The sequence below is a fragment of the Aeromonas sp. HMWF014 genome (genome assembly GCF_963878295.1).
In the GTDB taxonomy this organism is placed as follows: domain Bacteria; phylum Pseudomonadota; class Gammaproteobacteria; order Enterobacterales; family Aeromonadaceae; genus Aeromonas; species Aeromonas popoffii.
Genome location: NZ_CAWNYS010000506.1, coordinates 1 through 6250, shown reverse-complemented (window position 1 = coordinate 6250; position 6250 = coordinate 1). Strand labels below are relative to the sequence as shown.

General features: G+C 60.2%; 6 protein-coding genes. 3 read left to right on the top strand and 3 right to left on the bottom strand.

The window, feature by feature from the left end; all coding sequences use genetic code 11:
• Both AAC083_RS19840 and ubiG read right to left on the bottom strand, forming a co-directional pair.
• Window positions 1–423 (bottom strand): HAD hydrolase-like protein (locus AAC083_RS19840; protein WP_181364832.1); only part of this gene is annotated, 423 nt, incomplete at its 3' end.
• A complete protein-coding gene (gene ubiG / locus AAC083_RS19835; protein ID WP_042034937.1) occupies window positions 423–1139 on the bottom strand; it encodes a bifunctional 2-polyprenyl-6-hydroxyphenol methylase/3-demethylubiquinol 3-O-methyltransferase UbiG in 717 nt (238 codons plus the stop codon). The genes AAC083_RS19840 and ubiG, both read right to left, overlap by 1 nt.
• 201 nt (window positions 1140–1340) lie before the next feature.
• On the opposite strand from ubiG, the gene gyrA reads away from it, so the two are divergent.
• Together gyrA and AAC083_RS19825 are read left to right on the top strand one after the other, a co-directional pair.
• The gene (gene gyrA / locus AAC083_RS19830; RefSeq protein WP_108537531.1) at window positions 1341–4124 is read left to right on the top strand and encodes a DNA topoisomerase (ATP-hydrolyzing) subunit A; all 2784 of its coding nucleotides are present in this window, start codon (window positions 1341–1343) and stop codon (window positions 4122–4124) included.
• Window positions 4125–4406: 282 nt separating this feature from the next.
• On the top strand, window positions 4407–4577 hold the full coding sequence (locus AAC083_RS19825) for a hypothetical protein (RefSeq protein WP_167335265.1): 171 nt from the start codon (window positions 4407–4409) through the stop codon (window positions 4575–4577).
• A gap of 74 nt (window positions 4578–4651) precedes the next feature.
• On the opposite strand, the gene AAC083_RS19820 is transcribed toward AAC083_RS19825, so the two are convergent.
• Entirely contained in the window at window positions 4652–5707 is a 1056-nt protein-coding gene (locus AAC083_RS19820) for a PA0069 family radical SAM protein (RefSeq protein ID WP_108537530.1), read from the bottom strand.
• Between the two features lie 176 nt (window positions 5708–5883).
• Here AAC083_RS19820 and AAC083_RS19815 point away from each other — a divergent pair.
• Window positions 5884–6250, top strand: a 367-nt coding sequence (locus AAC083_RS19815) for a tetratricopeptide repeat protein (protein ID WP_258224781.1), incomplete at its 3' end; no start/stop codon positions are given.

Sequence of the window (6250 nt, the reverse complement as noted above, 5' to 3'; positions counted from 1 at the left end):
GACCGTCACACCGCAGCTGGCAAGCTCGGGCAAGGCCGCCAGCAGCGGCTCGGTGAGAAAGCCCGGCTTGTTGGTGACTATGCCCCATGGCAGGGCGCGTTCGTCCAGCCATTCAATGAGCTCCAGCATGCCCTCATAGGGACGAGTACCGACACACAGGTGGGCGGCGTAGAAGTCGAGCAGCGCGGCGCGCAGGCGAGTGGCACCCAGCTCCTCGAGCAGCTCATCGCCAAGCCCGGCCCTGAGTAGCCCGAGCGCCCCGTTGGAGGTGGTCTGGCGAATGATGGCATCAGAGAGCGGGGCAAAGCCTTCGCTCACCAGCACATGGTTGACGGCCGCGCCCAAGTCAGGTGCGGTATCGAGCAAGGTGCCGTCGAGATCAAACAGCACGCAGCGCAGCGGCACCGGGTGAGAGTCGCCCATCAGCCTTGCTCCGGGCGGATGAATTCCACCATGTAGTTGACGTCGACGTTCTTGCCGAGTTTGAACTGGCCGGTCAGCGGCGAATAGTGTACGCCGCTCATGTCCCGCACCAACAGACCCGCCGCTTCACCCATGCGGCACAGTTCGGCGGGGGTGATGAATTTTTTGTGATCATGGGTGCCCTTGGGGATCATCTTCATCAGGTATTCGGCCCCCAGGATCATCATCAGATAGGCTTTCGGGTTGCGGTTGATGGTGGAGATGAACACCCGTCCGCCGGGGCGTACCAGGGTGGCGATGGCGCGCAGCACTGAAGCCGGATCCGGCACGTGCTCCAGCATCTCCATGCAGGTGACCACGTCATACTGGCCAGGGGCTTGGCCGGCATGTTCCTCAGCCGTCATCTGCTGGTATTGGAGCTCCACGCCCTGCTCGAGGGCGTGCAGGCGGGCGACGCCGAGCGGCTCCTTGCCCATGTCGATGCCCATCACGCGAGCGCCCCGACGGGCCATGCTCTCGGAGAGGATGCCGCCCCCGCAGCCGATGTCGAGGACCTGCTTGCCAAACAGGCCGCCGCTCTTGTCGGTGATCCAGTCAAGGCGCACCGGATTGATTTGATGCAGTGGCTTGAACTCGCCCTCCATGTCCCACCAGCGGGAGGCGATGGCTTCAAATTTGGCGATTTCTGTCAGATCGACATTGGCATCACTATTCATTTTTTGATGATCCTGTGGCAGGGCGCGCAGGTAGCAAGACTTGGGCGCAATCTATTGTCCTGGCGGGCATTATAACGGACACACTTTGTCACACCAGCCCGACTTGTTATCCGGATTTGTGGCTTAAGGTATTTGGCTCAGTGTGTTACCATGACGCGCTGTTTAAGCCAAAGAACAACTAATTAGGGATTAAGGCTTTCTATGAGCGATCTGGCCAGAGAGATCACGCCGATCAACATCGAAGAAGAGCTCAAGAGTTCCTATCTTGATTACGCCATGAGCGTGATCGTAGGACGAGCTCTGCCGGATGTGCGTGATGGCTTGAAACCGGTTCACCGCCGCGTTCTGTTTGCTATGAACGAGTTGGGGAACGACTGGAACAAGCCCTATAAAAAATCGGCCCGTGTGGTCGGTGACGTAATCGGTAAATACCACCCGCACGGCGACAGTGCCGTGTATGACACCATCGTCCGCTTGGCGCAGGATTTCTCCATGCGCTACATGCTGGTCGATGGTCAGGGCAACTTCGGTTCGGTCGACGGCGACAGCGCCGCCGCCATGCGTTACACCGAAGTGCGGATGGCCCGCATCTCCCACGAGCTGCTGGCCGATCTGGACAAAGAGACCGTGGACTGGGTGCCCAACTATGATGGCACCGAGATGATCCCGGCTGTCATGCCCACCAAGGTACCCAACCTGCTGGTCAACGGCTCATCCGGTATCGCGGTGGGCATGGCGACCAACATTCCTCCTCACAACCTCACCGAGATAGTCAACGGCTGTCTGGCGCTGATCGAAAATAGCGATCTCACCATCGATGAGTTGATGACCTATATCACAGGGCCTGATTTCCCCACTGGCGCCATCATCAATGGTCGCGCCGGCATAGTGCAGGCTTACCGCACCGGTCGCGGCTCCGTCTATGTGCGCGCCAAGGCCGAAGTGGAAGTGGACGACAAGACCCATCGTGAGACCATCCTGGTTCACGAGCTGCCTTATCAGGTGAACAAGGCGCGGCTGATCGAGAAGATCGCCGAGCTGGTCAAAGAGAAGAAAGTCGAGGGCATCAGTGCCCTGCGCGATGAGTCCGACAAGGACGGCATGCGCATCGTTATCGAGATCAAACGTGGCGAGTCTGGCGAGATTGTGCTGAACAATCTCTACAAGCACACCCAGCTGCAGACCACGTTCGGCATCAACATGGTGGCGCTCGATAACAACCAGCCCAAGGTGATGAACCTTAAAGACATTCTGGATGCGTTCCTGCTGCACCGCCGTGAAGTGGTGACTCGCCGGACCGTGTTCGAACTGCGCAAGGCGCGGGATCGGGCCCACATCCTGGAAGGTCTGGCGGTCGCACTGGCCAACATAGACCCCATCATCGAGCTGATCCGTCACTCCGACACCTCTGCCGACGCCAAAGCCAAGCTTGTAGCTCGGGGATGGGATCTCGGCAACGTGGCCGGCATGCTGGAAAAAGCAGGCGACGACGCGGCCCGTCCGGAGTGGCTGGAGCCGGAGTTCGGCATCCGTGAAGGTCAATACTTCCTGACCGAACAGCAGGCCCAGGCCATCCTGGATCTGCGTCTGCACAAGCTGACCGGCCTCGAGCACGGGAAGATCCTGGAAGAGTATCAATCTCTGCTGGATCTGATCGCCGAGCTGCTGTTCATCCTGGCAAGCCCGGAACGGCTGATGGAAGTGATCCGCGATGAACTGCTGGCCGTGCGCGAGCAGTATGGCGACGAGCGCCGCACCGAGATCAGCGCCTCCAGTGCCGAGATCAACATCGAAGATCTGATCACCCCGGAAGACGTGGTCGTGACCCTGTCTCATCAGGGTTATGTGAAGTATCAGCCGCTCTCCGACTACGAGGCCCAGCGCCGCGGTGGTCGTGGCAAGTCGGCCACCCGGATCAAGGAAGAGGACTTTGTGGAACGTCTGCTGGTGGCCAACACCCACGACACCATTCTGTGCTTCTCCACCCGTGGCAAGGTCTACTGGCTCAAGGTGTATCAGCTGCCGGAGGCGTCCCGTGGTGCCCGTGGTCGTCCGATCATCAACTTGCTGCCGCTGGAAGAGGGTGAGCGCATCACCGCCATCCTGCCGGTGAAAGAGTATGCCGATGACAAGTATGTCTTCTTCGCCACCGCTGACGGTACCGTGAAGAAAACCAGCCTGTCTGCGTTCAGCCGTCCGCTCTCCTCCGGTATTCGTGCCATCAACCTCAAAGAGGGCGATGAGCTGATCGGGGTGGACATCACAGATGGCAGCAACGAGATCATGTTGTTCTCCGATGCGGGCAAGGTGGTTCGTTTCGCCGAAGGTAGCGGTCGTGCCGATGCCGCCGATGCCGATGTCAGCGATGATGTCGACGGGGATGACGAGAGTGTCATTGATGCCGGCAACGACGACGATGGCAGCGACAACGGCGAAGGCACCGAAAGCAAGGGTACCTTCAAGGGCGTGCGTCCCATGGGTCGTACCGCCGGTGGGGTACGTGGTATCCGCCTGCTCAATGGTGACAAGGTGGTTTCCCTGATCGTCCCCCGTGGCGAGGGTGCCATCCTGACCGCCACCGAGAACGGTTACGGCAAGCGTACCGCGCTGACCGAGTACCCGACCAAGAGCCGTGGTACCCAGGGCGTTCGCTCCATCAAGGTGGACGAGCGTAACGGCAAGGTGATCGATGCGATCCAGGTCGAAGATACCGACCAGATCATGCTGATCACCAATGGCGGCACCCTGGTCCGTACTCGCGTTGCCGAGGTGAGCGTCATCGGTCGTAACACCGGCGGTGTGCGTCTGATCCGTACCGGTGAAGACGAGACCGTGGTTGGCCTGCAGCGTATCGCGGAGAGCGACGAGGAAGAGAACGACATCGTGGCCGTTGACGGTGAGGTGTCCGAAGGCACTGATACCGCGCCAGATGCCGGCTCTGCTGATGCAGGATCCACTGAAGAGGGTGCCGCGAGCGACGAATAATCGCCCGTTTGCCTTCATGCGAAAGAGCGACCCTTTGGGTCGCTCTTTTTGTTGCTGCCGTTTGCCCCAGATGGCGAGCGCCCACAGGTCTGATGGGTCAGCCTGATCCTGTTGCTGTACGCGTCGCTGATCACTTGCACCGCGAGCATTGCCGTACTCCTCCTTAATGTCGTTGTCCCCAATTCATCATGCCTGCGTCATCCCCCTGTCATGGGATGAGGCCAAGCTACCCCTGTCGCACTTAACAGACGGCGATGTGTAGCCATCAAACAGGAGCACCTTATGACTAGCTGGGTAATGTGGGAGATCTGGTGGAGCCGGGTATGGGGCGAACATCAACCAGCATCGCTGACAGAGGAATATGAGGACGAAGTGGCCCATGAGCCATCACGACTGCCGGCCGAATTGATCGCGCAGGGCAAGGCCACGCACTCGCCTCGGCCAAGGGGGTGAGCCCCTGCTCGTCGGCAGGGTTTGTGGTGGCCGGCGAAGAAGGCGTTGTGAGCGCGGTTGACTTGTCGGGGCGATCAGAACAGCCGCAGTTGTTCGCCCGGGCGAATGAAGCCGTCCCGCCGCAGTTGAAGATGGCGCTGGCCCAAGCCCAAGCGCTTGCTGATGAGCCGAAAGCGCTGGGCGAGCAAGTCGGCAAACTGGCCTTCACCGCGCATGCGGGCGCCAAAGGCGGGGCTGTTGAGTCCGCCATCCCGACTGGCCCGTAACTGGTTCAGGATGGCCTCCTTCTGGCCGGGGTAATGCTCATCCAGCCAGTCGCTGAACAGGGTGGTCAGTTCGTGGGGCAATCGTAGCAGTATGTAATCGGCGCAGTGGGCACCGGCCTCGGCCGCCGCCTTGATGATCTGTTCCAGCTCAGGCTCGTTGAGGCGCGGGATCATGGGCGCGGCCAGCACGCCGACCGGTACCCCGGCCTGTGCCAGCTTCTCGATCACCTTGAGCCGACCCGTGCCTGTGCTCGCCCTGGGTTCCAGCTGTCGCCGCAGGGTTTCATTTAATGTCGTCACCGACACCATCACCTGGCAGAGGCCCTCCCGGCCCAACGCGACCAGCAGATCGAGGTCGCGCAATATCATGGCGCTCTTGGTGATGATGCCGACAGGGTGGCGATGGGCCAGCATCACTTCCAGCAATTGGCGGGTGAGGTGATAGTGATGCTCGATGGGCTGGTAAGGATCCGTATTGGCGCCGAGCACTATGGTCTGTGGCTGATAGGTTGGCTTGGCAAACTCTCGGCGCAACAGCTCGGCGGCGTTGAGCTTGGCAAACAGCCTGGTCTCGAAGTCGAGACCGGGGGAGAGCTCCAGGTAGGCGTGACTGGGTCTGGCATAGCAGTAGATGCAGCCATGCTCGCAGCCCTGATAGGGATTGATGGAGCGACCAAAGGGCACATCCGGTGAGCGGTTGTAGCTGATGATGCTCCTGGCCTGAGTCTCGCGAACCTCGGTCTGGGGGGCAGGGGTGTTGAACGCCGGTTCCCACTCGGTTTGCTGCCAGCCATCGTCGACGGCCTCGACCAGCGGGCCACTGAAACGATGCTCGATATTATGGGTGCTGCCTCGTCCTGCCATCACATCATGCCAATACTGTTTATATATACAGCTATCTTGCAAGTGAGCGCATCGAAATACAAGTCCCTCTTTACGAATCGTTGCCTGAAACGGCATGGCAAATGGATCTCTTGCTTGATCCCGTCGCTACATTTCGTTTACATAGACAAAGTGCGAACTGGATCACGGAAATCATCATGAAACCTATCATCTGCCGCTGGCTGTTTGTCGGAGTGCTTGGCCTGGTCATCTGGCGTCTGATCCCGCTCTCCACCGAGCAGGCGCTGGCATCGGCCAACCGGGCCTGGCGCAGCGGCCAGTTCGAGACGGCGACAAAGATTTGGCAACCGCTGGCCGAGCAGGGGCTCCCCCGTGCGCAGGCGCTGATGGGGTGGAGCCACGAAGTGGGGCAGGGCACAGATCAGGACATGGATCTGGCCATCAGCCTCTATCGCCAGTCGGCGCAGGCGGGAGACGCCTTTGGCCAATACCGGCTGGCGGAGGTCTATCTGCGCGGCGCCGGGGTGAAACGGGATCTGCGGCAGGCATTTCACTGGATGGAGC